The sequence below is a fragment of the Mesorhizobium sp. M1423 genome (assembly GCF_040317575.1).
Classification (GTDB): Bacteria; Pseudomonadota; Alphaproteobacteria; order Rhizobiales; family Rhizobiaceae; genus Mesorhizobium.
Window position 1 is genome coordinate 15,167 of record NZ_JAMYKU010000043.1, and the last position, 19,348, is coordinate 34,514.

17 protein-coding genes and 2 pseudogenes are annotated in these 19,348 nt (G+C 60.2%); 11 read left to right on the forward strand and 8 right to left on the reverse strand.

The window, feature by feature from the left end; genetic code table 11:
* Positions 1-256 precede the first annotated feature (256 nt).
* The 7 genes and pseudogenes from NKG95_RS31985 to NKG95_RS32015 all read left to right on the forward strand — a co-directional run.
* Positions 257-1,378 (forward strand): trypsin-like peptidase domain-containing protein, encoded by a 1,122-nt coding sequence (locus NKG95_RS31985; protein WP_353043544.1) that lies wholly within the window; start codon positions 257-259, stop codon positions 1,376-1,378.
* Between the two features lie 511 nt (positions 1,379-1,889).
* Positions 1,890-5,345: a DNA/RNA non-specific endonuclease gene (locus NKG95_RS31990; RefSeq protein WP_353043545.1), complete on the forward strand. Its 3,456-nt coding sequence runs from the start codon at positions 1,890-1,892 to the stop codon at positions 5,343-5,345.
* Between the two features lie 84 nt (positions 5,346-5,429).
* A complete protein-coding gene (locus NKG95_RS31995; protein ID WP_353043547.1) occupies positions 5,430-6,002 on the forward strand; it encodes a hypothetical protein in 573 nt (190 codons plus the stop codon).
* Between the two features lie 32 nt (positions 6,003-6,034).
* Positions 6,035-6,316, forward strand: a pseudogene (locus tag NKG95_RS32000) (IS630 family transposase); the annotation flags it as partial.
* Positions 6,317-6,449: 133 nt separating this feature from the next.
* Positions 6,450-6,716, forward strand: coding sequence for a hypothetical protein (locus NKG95_RS32005; protein WP_353043548.1), 267 nt, complete (start codon positions 6,450-6,452; stop codon positions 6,714-6,716).
* 56 nt (positions 6,717-6,772) lie between these two features.
* Positions 6,773-7,291 carry a RipA family octameric membrane protein gene (locus NKG95_RS32010; RefSeq protein WP_353043549.1) on the forward strand — a complete coding sequence of 173 codons (519 nt, stop codon included), beginning with the start codon at positions 6,773-6,775 and terminating at the stop codon, positions 7,289-7,291.
* Positions 7,292-7,706: 415 nt separating this feature from the next.
* Positions 7,707-7,871: pseudogene (locus NKG95_RS32015) on the forward strand (IS630 family transposase); the annotation flags it as partial.
* 311 nt (positions 7,872-8,182) lie between these two features.
* Here NKG95_RS32015 and NKG95_RS32020 read toward each other — a convergent pair.
* The 4 genes from NKG95_RS32020 to NKG95_RS32035 form a co-directional block, all read right to left on the reverse strand.
* Positions 8,183-8,383 carry a hypothetical protein gene (locus NKG95_RS32020; protein WP_353043551.1) on the reverse strand — a complete coding sequence of 67 codons (201 nt, stop codon included), beginning with the start codon at positions 8,381-8,383 and terminating at the stop codon, positions 8,183-8,185.
* 288 nt (positions 8,384-8,671) lie between these two features.
* Positions 8,672-9,217 (reverse strand): hypothetical protein, encoded by a 546-nt coding sequence (locus NKG95_RS32025; RefSeq protein ID WP_353043552.1) that lies wholly within the window; start codon positions 9,215-9,217, stop codon positions 8,672-8,674.
* Positions 9,218-9,851: 634 nt separating this feature from the next.
* Complete coding sequence (locus NKG95_RS32030; RefSeq protein WP_353043570.1) at positions 9,852-9,932, reverse strand: hypothetical protein; 81 nt, start codon at positions 9,930-9,932, stop codon at positions 9,852-9,854.
* A gap of 427 nt (positions 9,933-10,359) precedes the next feature.
* On the reverse strand, positions 10,360-10,992 hold the full coding sequence (locus NKG95_RS32035) for a hypothetical protein (RefSeq protein ID WP_353043553.1): 633 nt from the start codon (positions 10,990-10,992) through the stop codon (positions 10,360-10,362).
* A gap of 164 nt (positions 10,993-11,156) precedes the next feature.
* Between NKG95_RS32035 and NKG95_RS32040 the strand changes: the two genes are divergently transcribed.
* Entirely contained in the window at positions 11,157-11,372 is a 216-nt protein-coding gene (locus NKG95_RS32040) for a helix-turn-helix domain-containing protein (RefSeq protein WP_353043555.1), read from the forward strand.
* 248 nt (positions 11,373-11,620) lie between these two features.
* On the opposite strand, the gene NKG95_RS32045 is transcribed toward NKG95_RS32040, so the two are convergent.
* The 3 genes from NKG95_RS32045 to NKG95_RS32055 all read right to left on the reverse strand — a co-directional run bounded on the left by NKG95_RS32045 (position 11,621) and on the right by NKG95_RS32055 (position 15,494).
* Positions 11,621-13,732, reverse strand: a complete 2,112-nt coding sequence (locus NKG95_RS32045) for a DUF3363 domain-containing protein (RefSeq protein WP_353043557.1) — start codon at positions 13,730-13,732, stop codon at positions 11,621-11,623.
* A gap of 328 nt (positions 13,733-14,060) precedes the next feature.
* Positions 14,061-14,282, reverse strand: a complete 222-nt coding sequence (locus NKG95_RS32050; RefSeq protein WP_353043559.1) for a hypothetical protein — start codon at positions 14,280-14,282, stop codon at positions 14,061-14,063.
* 123 nt (positions 14,283-14,405) lie between these two features.
* Positions 14,406-15,494 carry an IS110 family RNA-guided transposase gene (locus NKG95_RS32055; protein WP_353043560.1) on the reverse strand — a complete coding sequence of 363 codons (1,089 nt, stop codon included), beginning with the start codon at positions 15,492-15,494 and terminating at the stop codon, positions 14,406-14,408.
* Positions 15,495-15,905: 411 nt separating this feature from the next.
* Here NKG95_RS32055 and tnpA point away from each other — a divergent pair, with 411 nt between their 5' ends.
* The 3 genes from tnpA (at position 15,906) to NKG95_RS32070 (ending at position 17,994) form a co-directional block, all read left to right on the forward strand.
* Positions 15,906-16,493: an IS66 family insertion sequence element accessory protein TnpA gene (gene tnpA / locus NKG95_RS32060; protein ID WP_353043562.1), complete on the forward strand. Its 588-nt coding sequence runs from the start codon at positions 15,906-15,908 to the stop codon at positions 16,491-16,493.
* Positions 16,494-16,760: 267 nt separating this feature from the next.
* Complete coding sequence (locus tag NKG95_RS32065; protein WP_353043564.1) at positions 16,761-17,102, forward strand: IS66 family transposase zinc-finger binding domain-containing protein; 342 nt, start codon at positions 16,761-16,763, stop codon at positions 17,100-17,102.
* A 301-nt stretch (positions 17,103-17,403) separates the two neighbouring features.
* Complete coding sequence (locus NKG95_RS32070) at positions 17,404-17,994, forward strand: Ros/MucR family transcriptional regulator (protein WP_502914007.1); 591 nt, start codon at positions 17,404-17,406, stop codon at positions 17,992-17,994.
* An 87-nt stretch (positions 17,995-18,081) separates the two neighbouring features.
* Here NKG95_RS32070 and NKG95_RS32075 read toward each other — a convergent pair whose 3' ends face one another.
* On the reverse strand, positions 18,082-18,393 hold the full coding sequence (locus NKG95_RS32075) for a DUF736 domain-containing protein (protein ID WP_353043566.1): 312 nt from the start codon (positions 18,391-18,393) through the stop codon (positions 18,082-18,084).
* Positions 18,394-19,348: the final 955 nt, after the last annotated feature.

Genomic DNA, 19,348 nt, shown 5'->3' on the forward strand with positions numbered 1-19,348 from the left:
GGGCAAGCTGCTCCGATAATCGTTATTCTGCTTCATCACAGGCAAGAACGCAATGGCAATTGAGGCAACACTACCTTGCAAAGGTCATGCTGTCTTAGTAACGTTTGCAGTTCAGCCGAATTGAGGTTTCTAAATTTGTTTTGCATCAACAAACGAATCTCGATTGATTAATTCCCGTTTGGTTGGTCAGCACGGCTGTGCCTAGGGGCGCTGCCTATTCCGTCGGTGGGCAGGGATCAAGATGGGGAGTAACCCGATGGTGCGCATGCTGACCGGCCCGGAAAAGGCTATCCTTCATGCCGGTATAGACGAGGCATTCGACGAGAATAGCCTGCCAATGATGCTTAGCTTTCGGCTGAACAAGAGGCTAAGGGATTACGCAGGACCTGGGCCGTTCTCGACTGTAGTTTTCAAACTTGTCGACGGCGCCAACCAGCAAGGCTGGTGGCCGGAGCTGCTAATTGCAGCCCGTAGCTCCGTTCCCGGGAACCCGGTGCTCCTAGAAGCCGAGGTAAAGCTTTTAGCCAAAGCCAAGGTCCCGGAGGATCAGGGCAATCTCGAAAAGATCGTGAACCTAAGGTCCCGCTTTGGGGATGTCGACGAATTCGGCAAACGCCTCGGACAACTAGTAAATGGGATATGCGCGGTTGAGGATTCAAACGGAGGAATCGGAACAGGGTGGCTGGTGGCGGAAGATATAATCATTACCAATTATCACGTGGTCAGACATCTTCTTCCGGATGGCATAGGTGAGCTGCGGTGCCGGTTCGACTTCAAGATCGTCGACGCCGTCGTGAACGCCGGACGAGCGGTGCCGGTTGCGAGCAAGGGGTGTGTTGCACACCGGCCCTTCGGCGCTGCAGATGTTACGGCAGGAAGATCCGATTGGTCATTCGAAGAGCTCGACTATGCGCTCCTACGGCTAGCCGAGCCCGTCGGGCTGCAACCGGTTGGCCTGAAATCGGAACCCTCGGCACCCGCCCGGGGCTGGATTGAAGTGCTCTCGAGCCCGACCTCTATGGCGGCAAATGACCAGATCTGGATTTTCCAACACCCACAGGACCTCAGCGTTCCGTCGCAACCTCGTCTCCAGCCGATGAAGCTCTCGAACGGCAAGGTGATTGAATGGGCGGGTAACGGCATTCGGCTGAGGCACGACGCGCGAACCCTACCAGGTTCATCTGGGTCCGCATGTTGCGATGACGGGCTAAAGGTTGTGGCGATACACCAGGGCGGCAACCCCGAGGATTGGCCAGACTATCGCGGCAGCTACAATCAGGCGATCCCGCTCCAGCGTATAGTAGCCGATCTGATCGCGCGCAGAGCCGGCGAATTCAAAGACCTCGATCCCTTTTGGGACAAAGCGCCTCCTTCGTGATTTAAGTTTCTGATGAGGCCACATGGTGGAGATCCTTGATTTGATCTGAAGAACGACTCGATGATCGAGCAGCCGTACTCACGGTTGCAGCCGGGTGGCTAGCCGAAGACGAAGGATAAATTTGCGGCTTCGATAGTTGAAAAGACACTTTTGTTTTGCAAAAGACTGGTTTATAAGAAACAAAATGTTGGCGATGCGCATTCTTGTTCGGATACGCAAGGAGAGCCCCGGCAGGAGGCAAGTATCAGAATTCTTTAGATTTTATCGAAAGCGAAAGTAGTGGGGCGGGAGCAGATGCCTTTCTCGGGAAGGGGTAATAGAGCCTAGGTCCTGCTTCCATGTGCGGCTAGCGGCATCAGGATAGCATTGAATCGGCGTTCCAACCTTCTGTCGTGGTTCGGTAGCAAGCGCGATAACTCTTGGACAAGAACGGTACCTGGGAACGGCGGTGTCGCTGCTATCGACGCAAGCAGAATTTTGGACTCAAATAACGCGAGCTCGGGGGGATGGCATGGCCAGATATCCAGCGGCCGAATGGATGCCCATCAGCGGGTCCTCCGGTACCTTTACGGGAGGGCCTTTCAAGATCGTGCATCATACGACGGAGGGACCGAGCGCAGCTGGCGCGTTCGGTGCATTCCGGGCAAACCGGTCCGATCCGCATTTCACAGTTGACGATCGCAAGGTCTATCAGCACATCGACACAAACGTTGCAGCGCGTGCGTTGAAAAATCCGCCGGGCGGCGTGCAGACGAACCGCGACTCTGCCATCCAGATCGAGGTTGTAGGATTCGCGCATCGCCCTAAATCGAAGGCGACGCTCCAGAACCTGGCGCGGTTGTGCCGGTGGATTGAGGCGATCCACGGCGTGCCAAAGGTCTGGCCTAATGGCCACCCGAAGCCGGCCCGCGATGGACGCGATCCCGGCCGTCATAATCGCGATCCGGGGACTTGGGACATGAAGGGCGGCCATTACGGCCACTCTAATGTGCCGGAAAACACGCATTGGGATCCCGGCTATACCGAGGACGAAATTGAATTCCTGATGCGTTCCGGGGGAGAGGAAGCAGCGGGTCAGGACGAGTTCCCATCCATACCTGAGACCGACACGGATCTCGAATCTGATTATACTCGTATGCCGGATCATCACCATGTAGAGGATCAGCCGACATCACGTCGGCCAGTATTTGCATCGAACACATCTGCGCACGAAGAGTCCCGTTCACGGCTGGGGGCCTTACTGTCTCGGATGGGAAGCGACGTGCTGTTTACCGTACACAGAGCGATAGCCGACGGGCGCATCGATCCTTCACGCTTCGGTCTGGATATGTCTGATTTCGTCCCGGATGGGGAGGGTGTCCGGGGGTCTGGATTGGAGGGGATCGCCGCGGCCCGTGAGTTGGGTGCCATCAGAAATCCAGTCGGATTGGAAGCGATTGTTCGGCGGGTCGGACGCCCCCCGATGCTGATCCGCAACGACAGGATCATATTCGAACCGGTTCCCCTGCTTCCTCAGTTCACGGAGGGGCACGCACGCCGTATTGAGAGATTCATCCCCTCAGTGGGCAGGGTTGAATTCGTTAATCACGCCATGCGCTGGGGCGGCACCGGCTTCGTTGTGGGTGAGGCGCCGAGTGGTCGCCGAAAGGTCGTGACCAACCGTCATGTCGCGAAGCTCGTTGCGCGACGCGGCCGCGATGGGGTGGGTATCTTTCTGCGTTCGCCTATCGGAGCCCGCTATGGGATGAACTTGGATATGCGCGAGGAGGTGGATTCTGTCCCCGGTAACGCATTTGCGTTGCCAGTCACAAGTATAGTGTACCTGGCGGATGACACCGAAGCAGATATCGCTCTGCTCGAGATCGAGACGCGTGAAGGGGTATCGCCGGATCCACTCCCGTTAGCACTGCGGCGCGGACGGGACAGGGAGTTGGTCGCCACTATTGGTTATCCTGCTTTCGACGATCGTAACGACCTGTCGCAGATGCGGCAGTACTTCAATGATCTATACGATGTGAAGCGTTTTGCGCCCGGCCTTATCATGACGGGAGCAGAAGGTACGGTCCTTTCTCACGATTGCACGACACTGGGCGGCAATTCGGGCTCGTGTCTGGTCAGTTTGGAACAGGAAGCGGTCGTTGGCCTGCATTTCTCCGGCGAATTCGGCATTCAGAATGCGGCTGTCAGCGCTGAAACATTAAAGAACTTGCTTTCCGGTTCTCAGGTGGCCGTCGCTGGAATAGCACGGGAAGGATCCGAGGCGCGATCCGATGGGATGCACAAGGCGTCCGACCTGGCTCGTCGCGGAGGATACGATCCAACATTCCTCGGCTCCGGCCTTGATGTGCCGTGGCCGGAATTCGGCGACGAGATTGCCAACGACCTAGCGCAACCGCAGGACGGCCAGGACAGACGCAAATACGAACTGCGCTACACCCATTTTGGCGTTCTCTTCTCGAAGAGCCGGCGGGCGCCTCTGGCTACAGCCGTCAATATCGATGGAGGGGCGGCCATCCGCATAAAACGGGGCGAGGACCAATGGTTCTACGACCTGCGAATTGACGGTGAACTGCAGTTAGGGCAGGCCGCATATGGTGACGCCGAGATCGATCGCGGCCACATGGTTCGGCGCGAGGATCCGAATTGGGGCGACAGTGCCCAACAGGCCAACGATGATACTTTCCACTACACCAACTCCGCCCTCCAGCATTCATCGCTGAATCAAGGCAAATCGCTTTGGCAAGGGCTGGAAAATTACATTCTTGATAGCGCTCGTACGGTAGGCTTCAAGGCTTGTGTGTTTACCGGCCCGATTTTCCGCGACGATGACCCGGAATTGCCCCCGAGCAATGCCCGGGTGCCGCAGGAATTTTGGAAAATCGTTGTCATGCCCACAGAAGATGGCAGCTTGCATGCTACGGGCTATCTGTTAACCCAAGGCGACCTAGTCCGTGAGTTGCTGGAGCGCCGCAGCCGCACGGAGGCGGTCGAGGGCTTTGTCCTCGGTGCCTACCGGACATTTCAGGTCGCGATCAAGCACATCGAAGAGGCGACAGGCCTTTCATTCCCGGCCCTGCGTGGCGCTGATCCGCTCTGGCGCGCGTCGGGTGGAGAAGAGTCGCTGGTCGGTGGCCGTCTGGCTTACCTGCCCATCGAGGACCTGCATGACGTTGTCCTGGACGCACCGCTTGAACCAATGGAAAGGCGACACGCAGGGTTGACGAACGGCGGGAGCGAGGCCCTAATGACATTGGAAGCCAGGATTGCTGCGCTTGAACCCGTCGCTCTCCTGCACAGGCTGGTCTCTCTACAGGAGAGTCTCGACGGGCTTGCCGACAATTCGGTTGAAATGGCAGAACTGTTCCAGGTTTACCACGCAGAAGTGGCTTCAGCCGCAACCCTCGAAGAAGCGCCTGCTCCTAATTTCAACAATGTGAAGGCGAAGTATCAGTCCCTTTTCGACACGTGCCAAATACGAGCTGAGCGGAAGGGCGAAGTGGCCTGGTACGTGAAAAAACTGCATGACTTTCGTCCGCGTTACGAAAGGGTGGCCAAAGTGCTGGAGATCCCGTGGTGGTTTGTCGGCATCACGCATGCCTTGGAAGGCAGTTTTAACTTCAATGGCCACCTCCACAACGGCGATCCGCTGAGGGCCAGAACAGTGCAGGTGCCACAAGGGCGGCCGAAAACGTGGAATCCGCCCAACGATTGGGAATCCAGTGCCGTCGATGCGCTCACGATGAAGGGATATGCAGCGCAAAAGGACTGGTCGGTGCCGCGCGCACTCTACCGCTTTGAGAGCTACAACGGCTGGGGCTATCGCGGCCGAGGTATTAACACGCCCTATCTGTGGAGTTTTTCCAATCACTACAGTAAAGGCAAATTTGTTAAGGACGGAAAATTCGATCCGGCGGCCGTGTCGAAACAATGCGGTGCGGCGGTCGTCCTCAAGGCGCTCGGCGTCTAAGTACGTCCTACCGATTAGGGCGTTGACCCAGCGTTCGTACGACAATTACGAGTGCAGAGCCTGAGCTGGAGCGCCGGACTTAGCGTGGGCCATGAGGTGGGAAAAGCGGAAGTGCAAACAGGTGGGGAAACAAACCCTGAGGTAGAGGGTGGCACCGGTGCCGAGGATGATGGCGCTGGCACTGGGGACGACGGCGCCAGATCCGAGGCCAATCAAACACCCAACGTGCAGCCACCGTCCGGAGCGTCGAAAATCGATGCTGCATTGGATTTTGAGCCGATCATTCTCGCGGTATCAGCCCTTCGGGAGATTGCCGCGGCAATCGCTGCGCGCGTAAAAAAATGGACGGACCAGACCCCCTTGCTCGTAGTGCTGGGGGACAAGGCGTTCCTAGCGCAAATCGCAAACTGGCGAGCACTTTCCATGCGCATCGAAGTGCTTGAAAAGGCAATGGAGGAAGTCCTGCACACGGAGAAAGAGGAAGCTGTGCCAATTCCGATCTTGGCTCATGCGAGCGCAGGCATAGAGGCGGTTGCTTACCTGCTATCTTTCTTCAAGGCCGATACTGCCTACTACGGCCGCCCGGTTGCACTCGATAGCTCCGCACTCTACCCGGTGGTTGCGGGTAAACTGAGTCCAGATTTGTCGGTTTTGTGATTCAAGATGCTGGCTGGAGTGGAGGCCAGCATCTGATGAATCGACCTCTTTCCAATGATCTTCGCGAGCGGGTTGTGGCGGCGGTTTTGAGTGGCGAGAGCCGCCGGTCGGCCGCCAAACGGTTCGGCATTTCGGTTTCGGCTGCAGTGAAGTTATTGCAGCGCCATGGGGCGACCGGCTCGGTTGCGCCTGGCAAGATGGGTGGACATCGCAAGAGGGTGCTGGAGCCGCACCGTGCCTTCATCGAGGCACGTATGCGTGAGACGCCGCATCTGACGCTGCACGGTCTGAAGGATGAGTTGGCGGGCCGCGGTTTCGGTAGTCGTACAAGAATCGTGTTAAGATGACCTTGCGTAGACTCTCGCCAAGCGTCTGACATAAAACACTGACCTATGCTTAACACCATCTGAGCGATTATGAGCTAACGGCTAAATCATCGAGGAAGCAATGAACGGCGGGACGCATCTGATCGAGCTGGTTCGTCAAATCGTTGAGGCCGAAAACGAAGGTGGTGAAGGTGGCACATCCAAGGCCGATTTGGTCTTAGCGCACAACTTTACCAGGATCACGCGGTCAAGTGGCGAAGAGCAGGGTAGAGACGATCTGTTGAAAGCGATCGCCAGTGCCGGAGAAGCAAATCCTCTTCGCCGATCGGTTGAACGTGAATTCTGGACATGGTGTCGGATAATGTCGGCGTGGTGCATACGCTGGTGACGACCCAGAGGCGATCAGATCCCAGCAGCACTTTAGGACGTTTTCGGAACGCCCACGTGTTTGAGAAGCAGGACGGAGCTTGGCGGTGCGTCGCCTGGCAAGTGACTCGGCTCAACGAAAGCGAACCCTTCATCGGCCCGGATGACGACTACAGGATCAAACTTGACTACCTCAAATCCCAGTTCGAACGATCACTAACTCGATTCAATTTTTTCCTCACTGTAGAGGTGGCGCTATTTGGCTTTGTCGGTTGGCTCTTGTTTGAGAAGATGAGCGTGGAGGCAGTGCGCTTGCCTGCCGTCCTCGGAATTATTGTGTCGGTGATTTGGTACATTGCCGCTGCGGAGGACCACGCCTTGGTGAACGAGTATCGCGGTCGCGCACAGAAATCTGCAGATAGACTCGGTAGGTTTGCCGAGGATCACCCAGCAATGGAGGTGGAGACGCGATGGGATGGTCTGCTGTCCTGGTACTGGCGTCCACTAAGTGTGACGAGCCTTCCCGTATTGGTTGCCTTGGCTATGCTGCTCCTTTGGGTGTTGCTGCTGGTGTTTGGACCCACTTGGCTCGTCTAGTTAGCTGGGGTCCGCGCAGTAGAGACGTTCAGTAGTTGGGCCTGTGAAATCAGATGGCGCTGGTCGAACGGGAGACGCTTGTGGTACTGATACAGTTCAGAAGGTGCAGCGTTTCAACCAAGTTGTAACTAAACCAAGAAAATCAGAAAATCGAGGGATGGTCGGAATGCTGTGGTCCGGGACCCTTCGGCACCACGACCGATCGGTAGCGTGCTGATCCCCTCGCGGCGTGCGCGCCTCGCCTGATGCCGCGCGCCATTCTCGTCGTCACCTCGCCGTTGACCTCAAGGTAGTCCTCGCGCTGCTGGCCGACGCACTCGCGCGCATCGCCGACACCCGCAGAGCCGGCTTCCTGGTGCGCCACGCCCAATGCTCTCAAGGCGGCCTGACTGCGGCCTTCACCGGACGGTTACACTTCAATCCGATCGAAAACGCCTTCTCGAAACTCAAGGCGCTATTGCGCGCCAAAGCCGAGAGAACCATCAAGGCTCTGTGGGATGCCGTCGGCCCAATGCTCCACCAGTTCACGCCAGCCGAATGCGCAAACTACTTCAAGGCGGCAGGATATGACCCGGATTAAACAGGACGCGCTCTAGTGATCAATGTGTCGGCGAGACATTTGCGATGAGATATTTTGCATTTCAACGTTTCCACTGTCGCTGCGCCGTATGGGCCCCTCTTTGAGATTTCGCGGTGTGAAATTCCCTTAGGCACAAATGAAACAGTCTGCGACAGTGGCCTTATTGACGATCGATGATCGGCCGCTTCTGGCTAATGTCACCGTCGACGTCCTCAAAGATCGAGCGCACGGAACTCGGGTTCTGTCGAGGTTGGGGGTTCGGGTATGGGGAGGTAGCTGTAACATTTCCCAGTCCACCTGGCCTTCATAGTCTATTCGGCGTCCCGCTCCTCTTTTTTCTCAGAGATTGTGATAATTTCTACAGTAATCTGTTGTCGCGCCGTTTTGATGAGGTTCTCTGATTCATGATCTTCCGTCAGCGGCTCAACTGTTCCAAGAGTGCGTCGTACCTTGTCAAAGTGACTCTCCTGCTCCTCGTCAAGGTCTGCCTCATCGGCAACCTCAGAGATCATGTCTCGGAATACGGGGGAGTATTTCGGTACGGAGCTTCTACTCCAACGTCACCATCCCAGGTGGAACTAGGCCTGTGATATCGGGATCAGCGAAGAACGACAGATCCCAGTTCCGCATTATCTCACTAGGGGTGCCGGTCAAGCGTCGCACGAGATGACTATTTAGGTTCGCAGTACGCATCCGGTGAAGACCGCAGACGTGCGGTACGCATGTAAGTGAAGCTTTCGATTACCCACATCGTCGGCTTGATCCAATGGAGATGCCGAAGGCGATGTCGTGCAAGCGGGTCATGCCGCGCAAGACGACCATGTTGCCGGGAGGCGGATCATGGTTGCGGGCGAGATGGCCGCCAAGCATGGCGATTTGCAGCAGGTAAGCGGCGAGCGTGGGCGTTGGAGGCGCGATCGCGTTCGGGACGCGTCGATCCGGTCGAGCATAGTGATCTCAGCGAAGGTGAGAACGCTGTCCGGTGCGGCCTCTGGCTTGGCGCGCGCCGACATAGTGACAAAGAATATGTGCCAGCTGACCACCGCGATGAGGGCGAGGGACTTCGCCAACCTCTCAGCGGTCTCGAGCCTCGCCTCCTCGGCACGGCAGCCCGACTTCATGACCTTGTGGAACACCTCCGCCTTCAAGCGCAGGGCGTACCAGCCGAGCTTCTCGACCGCCGCGGAGAGATCTTCGACCGGCAAGTTGGTCACCAGCTTCCAGTCGATCGGCTCGCGACCGGGCGGCGGATTCTCTTCGAGGGCGTGGATGTAAGTCAGAACCTGCGGACTGTAGCGCTTCTGCTTCCCCACGGGCGGCAAGGTGTTGATGGCGGCGAACTTCACCTGCAGCCAGGTCGTCTTGTCCTAATCAACCGTAATGCGACGACGTCCCGCCCACGCTGCAGCCGCAAGTTGGGCAAAGACGCGATGGGCAGGATCGTGTGGGGCAGCATCGGCTGGCCGCACTGCCAGCCTGTCCGTCTGCACCCGCACGAGGAAGCTGGTATCAAGGCGAGCGGTGCAATAGAGCTCGTAGATGTCGCTCTCCCGGTCACCCACAGCGCTCGGGCGCCAACGAGCGCGATGGACTGGCGCAGGTTCTCCAGCCAGCGGTAGCTCTCCTTCGTCTCGATCGGCACGCGCGTGGGATTGATGTGCCGCTTGAGCGCGAGCGTTCCCTTAAACTTCGTTCGTGTCCAGAACTTCGCCGCGGTCAGACCGAGGGGTGTGCCGGTGAGGGTGACGGCTAGGCTCGAATGCATCAGCACCCCGCACAAGGTCAGCACGTTGGGCTGCCCGGCCTTGTAGCGCCCGGCGTTGATGGTTTGGTGAAGCCGATTTTGCCCGGCTGCGCGCGGCTGTGGATAAATTCGATCGTGTCCTGCAGGATAAGGATCGGACCTTCGCTCGCTGCAACGCGCGCCGCGGTCGCGCCGAATGGCCGGCGAGAACGCTGTGTTTGGTCACACGCGGATTGTCAAAGAAGCGGTAGGGCGCCTTTGGCCGCCGCCCAGTCGCCGCAGGCCGCCAAGCTTGGCTTGCCCGGCGCAGCTGACATCTGATCCAGCAACCGTCGCAGCCGACGGGCTAAACGCTTGTTGGAAGGGCCGCCGCAGAAAGCTCTTCCTCCTGCCAAGCGGCTTCGCTGCTGCTGGTCTTGTCTCGCATCCGTGACGCCTCCGTGATTCGGCGTCACGGACAGAATCACGGTAGATTCATGCGGGGCAATAGGCCCGCCGACGATGTGGGTAATCGAAAGCCTCGCCGGAGGCGTACGGTTCGCAGGAATAACGAGCGCATCTCGGATCGATGGCGCCCCCTCCCAACCTCAACCGATTTGAGGCAGCGCCCGTGCGCCAGAGGAGGCCGTAACGCTACTCACCGAGGCGGACTAAGCCTCTCCCGCATGCAGCGGCCATGTTAGATGCAATTTGTCAGCGCTTGAATGGAAATATGGAACAACTGTTCAACTGTTCCGGGACCAGCTAGGCGATGCGCACCAGATCCTTGAGTGCCGAACGGATTTGCGGCCAAGGAAACTCGGAGCATTCTTCCCAAGCCTCGCCCTCTCGCAACACGGCATCGAGCTTGGCCGCCAAACCGGCGAGGGTCGTGGCGGGAGTCGTTGAGAACGCTTCCAGCAGATCCTGGGCCCGGTCCCCAGCGTCGCCCTCGGCCCTGAGCGCGGCGGTGTAACCGGTCTCCTCGGCGGCCGCGTCCCAGCGGGCCTGATGCCTCGCTAAATCGGCCTCGGCCTTCTCGCGGAGAGACGCAGTATCGGGCCCGTTGCCAAGCACATCGTCGAGTGCCTCGATTGAATGGAGTGTCACGTCCTCGCCCGTGGGCAGGCGGAGGGTCGCACAAGGAAAGCCGACGCTCCCCACAAGTCTCGTCTCCAGACGCTGCTGCCTGCGGCAGAGCTGCTCGCTGAGCCTGTGGGCGGCCTGCCATTCCCGCCAAAGCGCCAGCACCGGATCGGGGGGCGTATTCGTTGCCGCTACGTTGCCGGCACGCGCATTCTTCTCAAGCACCAAAGCGGTGGACCTGAACATCCCTGCGGTAAGCACTTGCCTGCGGGTGACGAAAGGCGGAGTCGTGGTATTGTCGGAATCAGCCATGATCCGAACTCCTCAGAAGCTTGGATTGTGGTCAGGCTGGGCACGGTGCGCCAACACTGCGCCTAGCCGAACCTCGGACCATCGGCCCAAGGGTATCACTGATACCTTTGGATCATACAGGAATGATCTAAAGGGATCAATAGAGTTTGGTGACAGCAGGACAGATGCGGGCAGCCCGCGCGTTGATTGGTATCGCCCAGGCTGAGCTTGCCCGCCGGGCTGGTGTATCTGTTCCGACGATCAAGCGCTGCGAAAGCGACGGCAAAAACGGTCTGCTGGTATCCGCCGAAACCCAAGCAAAAATTCGTGCCGCTCTTGAAGCCGAAGGCGTGGAGTTTACCAATGGCGATCGCCCAGGCGTCAGGTTGCGGCGACCGTAGTCGGCCTAGGATCAGTTGACCGCAGGATTGCGGGCGCCGCAGCGCAGGCTCATTCTGTATCATACACCGCTTGCCAGACCAGCGGGGACGCGTGGATCGGGCCAGGTCTCTAGGAGCGAAAAGGCCTCCCGCCAACTCAGGATGGAATAAAGATCTGTTAGCCTTGAAACGCTGGCTGGCCAACGTGCTGGTGACGATCTCGATCCCGCGTCAGCGCGATCTCCTGCAGGGTTGCGCGCGACGTGCCCTCACATCCCGATCCCCAGGCCGCGTTTTCTGCCGAAGCTCCATTCGATGCCGCCGCTGTCTTGGACGACACCGATGATGTGCTGGCCGACGCGCTTGTCGAGCATCGGCTGCCAGGGCACGAGCCGAAACCCGAAACTATCGTCCAGCATGGCGAAGCGCCCGCTGCCAAGACGGAGCGAACCTATGAGCGTGCCGCTGATATGATTGCCGGGCTGGACGGGCGCGAAGGTGAGGCCGCGTGCAGCCGCCATTTCCTTGCCGACGCGCGCGACCTCCTGGCGCTCCAGCGTGGCTACAAGGTCGCGCGAGAGGGTGATGGCCCGGCTCGTCGCTTCGCGTGCGGCATGGCCCATCCTGACGAGCTGGGTAGCGCGTTTATCGAGAGCGTTGTCGACGTCGAGACCAAAGCCTGACCGGACCAGCGGCACGGGGGTCCTGGCGGTCAGCTCCCGGTCGAGCCAGGTGGCGCCGTCGCTGCCGACCTGCGCGTCAAGATCGAGCGTCGAGAGCACGCGGACGGAGAAGTCCTTGCCGCGGTTGTGGCCATCGTAAGCGATGCCGCGCTCGGACAGGTCATTTGGAATGCGCCAGTGGTCTTCATCGATGCGTTCGACATGGCCGGCCCGGCGCAGCGCTTCGAGACGGCGGATATGGAAACGGACAAAGGCGTCCGGGTCCTTGCCCTGCTCCAGGAATGTGTCGCGGATTGCCTCCAGGTGTTGGCTTGGTCGATAGATGCCGTCCTCGCCCGCTACTGCGCTGATGTTGCGGTCGGCCGCACGCGGCTGCTCCTTCGGCGGGATCGGATCGAGCGCCACGATATGGCCGCGCTGAATGTCGTCGAGCTTTGCCGCGTCGGCGGTCTCGACATGGTGGGTCCGCCCGTCCACGCCATCGATGACGAGCGACAGCCGGTCGCTCATCTCATCGCCGGCAAGACCCTTGGCGAGCACACGGCCGACGACCGGCTCGGTGATGGCTCGCCGGTGCATGACATATTGCGCCGGGCCCCGCTCTTGGGCGAGACCGTGCTCTTCCAGCGCCCGGTGCATGGTCTTGATGATGTCGTTGCGTTCGCCAAGCGCCCGCAGAGTGCTTTCGGCTTTGTCGGAGATCACCCATCGGCCGGGCTCGATCTCGCTCGCCAGGCCGAAGTGCGCCAGTGTCTTTGCCCGATCGATCAGCAGATAGCGATTGTTGCGAATTGTGTAGCTGTCGCTGGCATTGGGACGGAGATCGACAAGATCGTGCTCCCGCTGTTCGGCAATCAGCATGCGGTCGAGCCGGGTCAGCCGTTCGGCTCCGACCTCGTTGGCCAGCTTGCGGGCGACCTCGATCTCCCTTTGTAACCCAAGCTCCCGTTCCACCAGCTCGGCTGCCCGATGACGGATGCCATGGGCGATGTAGTCGCCGGCGATGTTCAAGATCTTGCCGTCATCGGTGATGCCGCGCACCAGCATGTGGCTGTGCGGATGGCCAGTGTTGTGGTGGTCGACGGCGATCCAGTCGAGGCGCGTGTTAAGATCGGCTTCCATCTGCCGCATGAGATCGCGGGTGAAGGAGCGCAGGTCTTCCATTTCGGCGGCGTCCTCCGGCGCGACGATGAAGCGGAACTGGTGCCGGTCGCCGCGCCCGCGCTCGACGAAGCCCTTGCCGTCGGCCTCGTCGTCAACGGCCGAGTACACCCTTCCCTTCTCGCCGTCTTTAGTGACGCCGTCGCGCTGGAGATAACGCAGATGCGCATCGAGGGCTTTGCTGGTCGTCACGAACATTTGGCCGTGCCCGCTCGTCCCCTTCCCTCGCCCCGGCAGCTTGACAACGCGCGCCTTCAACACGACGCGCCGCGAGCGAAAACGGATGCCGTTGCCGTCCTGCCGCCAGCCGCCACCGTCCTTCGACAATCCTGCCGCCAGCTTGCCGCCTCGGCCGCGGGCATTGAAGCGGCCGCTCCCCTTCCCGCCGCCGCTGCTTGCGCCGATGCGATTGGGGTTGCCGCCCTGCTTGCGGACAGCGATCTCGACCTGGCGCACGAAGGGCAGCGTCCGCGAATTGCCGCCATGCCGCGTCCGGCCGGTGCGAACCTGGAACCTGTCGCTTTCACGATCTGCCATGGCGACAGCATCGAGACTCAGATTACGCGCTTCAAGGTAGCCGGCACGCACAGCGTGCTACGGCGCGCAAAGACTTGTTGTGGCAAACAATGGCGGATCGCACATCGCTGCGGCACGATAGTTTTGCGCTTCAGATCAATAGCATAGCCGATAGCCTTCAGCCCCGCACCTCGCGTCATTCTGCGTTGCGTCGGCAGCTGCCGGAAAAAACAATGTGCAGACAGACACTTACGAGCGAAGCGAGGGCGAGCGCCAGCTCGCTTTATCTTGCAGTCCTAATCGGTTATGCTTGCGGTACTCTTTTTACCATCGTCGTCCCTCCTCTTTTCTACTCAAAAACACTTTTGCGGCTTTCCGCAACATGCTTTCCCGGGAAGCGGCCGAGATCCGGTGAGCCGTGCAGTCCTGCGCAGTCGCCGACGGCGTTTTCGGGCTGCATGCTGGCAGCGCTTTTGCCGTCGGGGTGCATCTTTCCATCGGATTCACGGGGCATCGTCACAGGCAGTCCAACGCGGTCCGGCCGTCTTTCGATCGGCTCGGCCGCGAGCAAGATAGCGTGCGTCCCGTCGTTCCTGGTCTGCACCGGTCCTCATCCGCTTCGCAGCGGAGCTCGTGTGTTCAGTTTGCGTCTGTCATGCCGCGCCGGCGTTGCGCGTCAAGCTCGTCGCGTTGTTCATCGGGCTGCGCCAAGCGTCTTCCAGGCCTTGACCCGGGCGCGCGCAACAAGGTCGGCTTCGTTCGACGCCGGGTCGCCGACATAGCACGTCCCGTCGGTCCACATCGCGTGCATGATCACCGCCAGCTTGCGCGCCACCGCGACGGTCGCCTTGCGGTGATTGCCCCGCTTCGCGAGCATCGTTCCCCAGGTCCTGAGCTTGTCCTGGCCACGGAACCGCGTCATCAGCGCCGACGCCGTCTCGTAGAGGGCGCGCCGGATGTCCGCGTCGCCGGCCTTCGATATTCGCCCCTGCGAGTCGATCGACGTGCCCGACTGCCAGCGCCGCGACGTCAGCCCAAAATTGGCCGCGACGTCGCGCGAGCGGCGGAAGCGGGACGGGTCCTCGACTGCCGTCATGAAGCTCAGCGCCGTCACCGGGCCGACGCCGGGGATCGCCATGAAGCGGCGGCACAGCTCGTCGCGGGCGACGAACCTCACGGCCAACTCGTGCAGCCGGCAGTACTGCTTCCACAGCTCGGCGCGTGCCGTTAGCATGGCGTCCATCAGCTCTGACGTCAGCGTATCCCCAGTGGTCGCATCGCGCACAGCCTGGTCGAAAGCCTTCCGGCCGACCTTGCTCAGGCGAATGCCGAAGCTCTTGAGCGAATGGCGGATAGCATTCTCCAGATCGAGGAACTTGCGCTTCAGATTGCGCCGGTGCGTCAGCAGCAACCGCATCCGATAACAGGCCTCCGACTTGATGTGCGCGTGCCGGAACCAGCCGGTGCGCATGATATGGGCAATGCCCAGGGCATCGGCCGCGTCCGTCTTGTTGCGTTGCGCCGACATCGCCGCGCGCACGTGCTGCGTCTCCAGGCACACCGCCGGAAGCCCAAGCTTCAGCAGTTCCGGATGCAGCCAGGGCGACAGCGAACCGGCCTCGTGGCCGACCCTTCTCAGCCGCGGCAGGAAAGGCTTCAACACCGCCAACAGCGCGTCGGGATCGGTCAAGGCCGTCGCCTGCAGATGCACCGCGCCGCGATCGTCGACGACGCACACCGCCGTCTCGTCCATCGCAACATCCAGTCCACAAAAGAATTCCATCGTCCCTCTCCTGCGTTGTTTGACAGGAGGTTTCTTAGCAGCCGACACGCCTGCAAGCAGCGTTTTTCCAGACGCCGGCGCCGCTTGCCGATTACGGGCGGCAGTCCGCCACCTCGCTTCCGCCACTACCCTCACTGTCGCCCACCACCCCTCGGTAACCGTCCGGGTCCTGCACATCTATCGATAGTGCAATCTCACGACATGTGAGGTTCCTTGCTGTTGAGAGATCTCCGGCGGTGCCTCAACGTTCCTGGGACAAGGCCAAGAACCCGTGCTGGTCGACGCATGTCGCGACCTGGTATGGGGGCCGTTTTGAGGCGGAGGAAAATTGCCGCCGGCGCAAGCTTTCGACGAAGACTTTTGAGCTGTGGGTGCGCGCCCATCTGGTGAGCCCGGAAGATCGGCGCAAACATGCTGAATATCTGCGGAAAATTGCGCCAGGAAAAGCCGAAAAAGCGGGGCAGGAAAGGGACGCCGAAGCGACACAAGAGCCCGCGCCGCTACCTTTACAGAGTGCGTACGGACACCGGCCCGATTGCATTGCAGGCGTTCTGGGGCACGCATGTGGAGGCGATGAACTGGAGCGGATTGGGGCTTGCCAAGTATGCCGCGGCGTTTGGGCTTTCGCCCCATGCGCTGCGCAAATGGCGCGCTCGTCTCGAGGAATTCGAAGCCGAAGTAAACCGGCGATCTCTGTTGCATCCGAGTGCCCGGGCTCAATTAAGCAGCGCTGCCAATTGCGTGCGGCGCCAACATCGCTTGACACCGCGGGTCGACGGGCGGTCGAACCGGCGCCGCTTCAGCGACGCGCAGAAGCAGGCGATTGTGCAGGAGACGAAGAAGCCCGGTGTCAGTGTGGCGGAGGTTTGCCGCCGCCATGGGATCGCCACCAGCATGGCCTTCCGCCGGCGTGTCAAGTTCGGCCTGACCGCTCGCAAGGCGCCGCAATGGGAACGGTTGCGCTCATCCACGGGGCGGAAACCGAACCGCCGGCACTAAATGCCCTGCGCAATCTGGTGCGGCCGCCGGACGGCATGATGGCAGTCCAACTGGACGACGGGCGACGCGTCTTTGCATGCGTCGGCAGCAATGCGGATGCAGTCAAGCGGCATTTCGCCGACTAGGAGAACGCATCATCTCGTCGTTCCGGCGGACGTGAAGGTGGATCTGGTGCTGGGCTACACGTCATGAGAAAAGGGCTCGGCGCGCTCGCCATGCTCGTCCAGAAACAGCTGAAAGACGGATTCGTTCTCGGGTTCCGAGCGAATGGACCCAGACCAGTTCGAGCTTGCCCTGGAAGGACATCGAAAGCGATATCAGCGAAGGCGCGAACATCATTCCGCGCCGTGGCGAACCCGGAAAGCGCAGCCAAAGCGCGGGCTGCTGCCCGATCATCCGCCTCGCGTTGGACAGGTCATCGACGTCGACAGCCCCGCCTGCGGCCATTGTGGTGGCACCCTGCACAGCATCGGCGAGAGCGTCAGCGAGATGCTCGACTATGTTCCGGCCCGCTTAGGTGCTGCGCCCCGCCGCCCGAAATATGCCTGCCGGCCTGTTGGCCGACGAGGTACGGCCCGACCTGAACGCTCGCCCATGCGTTCCAAATGAACTGCGCCCGAAGGTCCAATTTACGGTGGCGCGACGAGGAGGACCGCGCACTGAGTGTGCAACGATAAAGATTGTGCGCGCGTGTTCATCGCTCAATCTGCGGTGCAGCAGCGAGGCTTCATGGGGCCGACGTGCGTAGGGTCTGCGCCCAGGCGCGGAGAAGCGAGGGGAAAGCCTTCCTGCTTCCCCGACGCGATCGGCAACTTGTCTGCAGCCGGACCGAACGATCGCAGAGAAACTTGCCTGCTTGATATTTACACGGAATGACGTTTGTTGGCGGAGTAGCGAATTATTTGCCTAGTTGGCGAATAGACAGACTATCCGTTTTCAAAGCGCCCTTTGGACCAGAGGAAATTCGATGACCGTTTCTCCAGACCCAAGCAACCAGGCTGATCTCGTATCAATCACCGCCGACATCGTTTCCGCCTACGTTTCGAACAATCCGCTGCCGGTCGGCGAGTTGTCGAAGCTGATCGGGGATGTCTATGTCGCTTTGCAAGGGATCGGCACACCTGTCGCTCCGGCCGCAGTCAAGCTGGAGCCGGCGGTGTCGATCAAGAAGTCAGTGTCACCTGATTTGATCATATGCCTGGAAGACGGGAAAAAGTTCAAATCCTTGAAGCGGCGTATCGGAACGCATTACAATCTGAGTCCGGACGAATACCGTCAGAAATGGAACCTGCCCTCCGACTATCCGATGGTGGCGCCAAATTACGCCGCCACCCGCTCGGCCCTGGCGAAATCAACAGGGCTCGGGCGCAAGGCGGCACCACCCACACCCACCGCAGTGGAAAAACCAAAACGACCTGCTCGCGCAGCAGCAGCGACAACAGCCCCCACGGCCATCAAGTCGCCGGTGAAGAAGGCGCGCAAGGCACTCGTCAAAGCGTAGCGTGCTGCATCTGAGAGGGCTGCCAGGCAATGGCGGCCCTGAACATGGAGAAACCCCGCGTTGTGCGGGGCTTCGTGTTTAGTTGGATCACTCTGCGGTGCGGCGAGACCAGATCAGCGAGAACTCGCCGTCGGTGTCGGTCTCGACCAGGCTTGCATAGATCGGAGCCGGGAAGCTCGGATCGTCGAGCTTGACCGAGTGATAATCGCGGCCCTCGCGCGAGGTCTTCTTCCATGCCGCCCCGAACTCGGTGGCCCCGGCGAAGATGCGGAAGTCCGGACCTTTTTCATTGTCGCCGTCGACCGGGGTGAACGACACCGCCTTGACGTTGAGGTTCAGAGTCTTGACTGAGCCGGAGAAGCCGTTCGCAGTGCGGGAGAATGTGCCGATCGTCGCCATTGTGGTGGTTCCTTCTGTTTTCTCGGGCTGCGCCTATTGCGGCCTCGATGGTGGTCGTGAGACCGGAGACGATCGGGCCGCACCCACCGGGGTCCCCCTTTCGCGTGGGGAATTGGGTGGTGCTTAGTGGCTGAAACGAAGTTAAAGACGGCGGCGCGAGGCTTTCTTGGACCGCGAGGAATGGACGCGCAGCGGACAGGGGAAGAAAACGCAGCGCCGACGTTGCGGGAAGACCATCGAGACGGAGTGAAGCGAAGGCGGTCTTCGGTCAGACCCAATCCATTCGAGGACGCCGTGGGCGTGGCTTAGAATTGGCGGAAGGAACCGCCACCAGGCTGCGATCTGTCACAGCTGATGTCGTCCGCACTGTGGCGCTTCTCCGTCCTGTCAAAGAACTGGCCCCAAACGCCAGGAGAGTGCGGTCCATCCTCCAACGGATGAAAAAGGAACGGCCCGATTTCCCTTCATCTTTGAGCTAACCGCCATCGAGTTTCGGGCCGGGCCGAAGACGACCGCGTGATTGCTGGAAGCACCGACGACCAAGCCGCCAACCCTCGTGACGATTTCGCGTTTCAGTCGACTGGATGCGAGCCCGGTTGAGATCGATGGCCAGGAACATTTCATCACACCCGATCCTCCGCCGCATCGCCGAATGATCCGACTACGCTGACTTCTGCGCGCGGTGAGGCATTGCCTGGAAGGGGACGCCTCCGCACAGGCACCTCATGCAAGGTGTCGCGCTACGTGGCTGGGCGATGGCCCGCCGGGGAGACATTCGTGTCGGGGACGTTCTGGGTCCCACTGCTTGCAAAACTTCGTGCTGTCGAGGTGTCCCGGGGGGCCCCCAAAGGCGGGGGGGAAATAATTAAATTAAAGGGGGCGGGCCCCCGCCCCGGCGCCCGCCCCAACCCGGGCCAGCGCGCGGCCGGGGTTTAATGGGGCTAAAAAAAAAAGA